The organism is Paracoccus sp. DMF, assembly GCF_004407025.1.
Taxonomy (GTDB): domain Bacteria; phylum Pseudomonadota; class Alphaproteobacteria; order Rhodobacterales; family Rhodobacteraceae; genus Paracoccus; species Paracoccus aminovorans_B.
Window position 1 is genome coordinate 1 of the sequence record NZ_SOKV02000126.1, and the last position, 1,522, is coordinate 1,522.

Below are 1,522 nucleotides of genomic sequence, written 5' to 3' on the forward strand. Positions count from 1 at the left end.
TCTTGGCGGCGGCGCCGACCAGCCCCTCGGGCAGCGGCAGGGCGAGAGAGCCGGGCCGGGTCGCGGCGCGGGAAAGGATCAGGGATTGGGTGTCGGACGGGGTGGTCATCGGAGCCTCCGTGGCTGTGGGCGCGCGGTGTGCGCGCCCTCTACGGAGGCAAGCCCCGTCCTCGGACGGGGCGGCCTTCGCGCCGTGTGGGTGCGTCAGACGGCGTGTTCGCCTTTCTTGAAGGCGCTATCGGTGATCTGGCGCAGCAGGCCCGCGTAGTGCTTCAACGTCCCGACATGGCCCCAATGGATCTCGTCGGGGTGGGTCTCGAAGTGGTCGTCGCTGAGCGACTTCATGCGCTCCAGCATGGTGTCGATCTCGGCCTTGGCGGCGATGAAGGCGTCGAGGGCCTTGTCGTTCGGGGCAGTGCGGCGGGTGGTCATGGCAGGGCATCCTTCGCTGAGTTGCATCGTTCCGGTGCGAACACCATCGCTCTGTCGGGCGTATGATCGTAGGCAAATCGGAGCAATATCAGTGCTTTCTGATCGCTCCGGTCAGATCAGCCGCATCTCGGCGAGCGTGCGGCTGGCGGCACCCAGCTGGGCAGTCGGCAGCTCGATCTTGAGGTGCGAAAGGACGTCGGACGCCTCGGCCGGGATCCCGCTCTCGCGCAGCGCCTGCTCAATGACCTCGGCGATGGCGTCTGGGCGGCTCAGGTCGAAGCCCTCGGGAAGGGCAGAATAGTCGATGCGGATGGTGGTGATGGCCATGGTCATGTCTTTGGCCCCCTCAGCGCCGAGCCGCGGCAAGACCCGCGGCATAGGCCTCATTCAGGGCGGCGCGGATCGACCAGACGGCGACATCGTGGAAATCCAGCCCGTCGCTGTTTCGGGTGTCCAGCGTCTCGACGAGGAAGTGGCGCTTCGCGATGTCGAGCATCAGCGCCTCGGGCGCGGTGGGGGCGGGTTTGGCAGTTTTGGTCATGGTCTGGTCTCCGATCCGGGGGTGAGTTCCTGATCGCAGAATCGCTCCGGAGGGGGGCACAATCAACAGGAATGATTGTATTTTCCTGTTTATTTTCAATATCTTGATAGGCATTACGGCGCCATGAAAGGCATGAGCGAGCGCGAGTACGCGGCCCATTCCGGGCTGTCGCGCGGCGGAGTGCAGAAGGCGCGCAAGAACGGGCGGCTGGTCGTCCACGACGACGGGTCGATCAATGCCGCGGCCTCGGATGTGCGGCGGGCGGAAATGACGGACCCCGACCAGCAACGCCGGTCGCTTGGTGGAGATGGGCTGGCCAGCGGCCCCGGTGATACGACGTCCTACATCAAGGCGCGCACGGCGCTAACGGTCTATGCGGCGCAGGAACGCCAGCTGGCCGTCCAGAAGAAGAAGGGCACGCTGGTCGACCGTGCCCGGGCGGAAACGCTGGTGTTCCGTCTGGCGCGGCAGGAACGGGATGTCTGGGTCACCTGGCCCGGACGGGTGGCCGCGATGATGGCGGCGCAGATCATGGCGGAGGTGGAACGG

General features: G+C 66.0%; 4 protein-coding genes. 1 reads left to right on the top strand and 3 read right to left on the bottom strand.

Annotation, left to right across the window (positions count from 1 at the left end):
* Positions 1-204 precede the first annotated feature (204 nt).
* From E3D03_RS20660 to E3D03_RS20670, 3 genes are all read right to left on the bottom strand, one after another.
* The gene (locus tag E3D03_RS20660) at positions 205-432 is read right to left on the bottom strand and encodes a hypothetical protein (protein ID WP_263568514.1); all 228 of its coding nucleotides are present in this window, start codon (positions 430-432) and stop codon (positions 205-207) included.
* Positions 433-543: 111 nt separating this feature from the next.
* Positions 544-765: a hypothetical protein gene (locus tag E3D03_RS20665; protein ID WP_172599946.1), complete on the bottom strand. Its 222-nt coding sequence runs from the start codon at positions 763-765 to the stop codon at positions 544-546.
* 13 nt (positions 766-778) lie between these two features.
* Positions 779-973 carry a DUF6900 domain-containing protein gene (locus tag E3D03_RS20670; protein WP_263568515.1) on the bottom strand — a complete coding sequence of 65 codons (195 nt, stop codon included), beginning with the start codon at positions 971-973 and terminating at the stop codon, positions 779-781.
* Positions 974-1,096: 123 nt separating this feature from the next.
* Here E3D03_RS20670 and E3D03_RS20675 point away from each other — a divergent pair.
* Positions 1,097-1,522: hypothetical protein (locus tag E3D03_RS20675; RefSeq protein WP_263568516.1), on the top strand; the 426-nt coding region annotated here is incomplete at its 3' end.

Coding starts and splice junctions, on each gene's coding strand:
- E3D03_RS20660 (WP_263568514.1), bottom strand. CDS start 432: ATGACCACCCGCCGCACTGCCCCGAACGACAAGGCCCTCGACGCCTTC.
- E3D03_RS20665 (WP_172599946.1), bottom strand. CDS start 765: ATGACCATGGCCATCACCACCATCCGCATCGACTATTCTGCCCTTCCC.
- E3D03_RS20670 (WP_263568515.1), bottom strand. CDS start 973: ATGACCAAAACTGCCAAACCCGCCCCCACCGCGCCCGAGGCGCTGATG.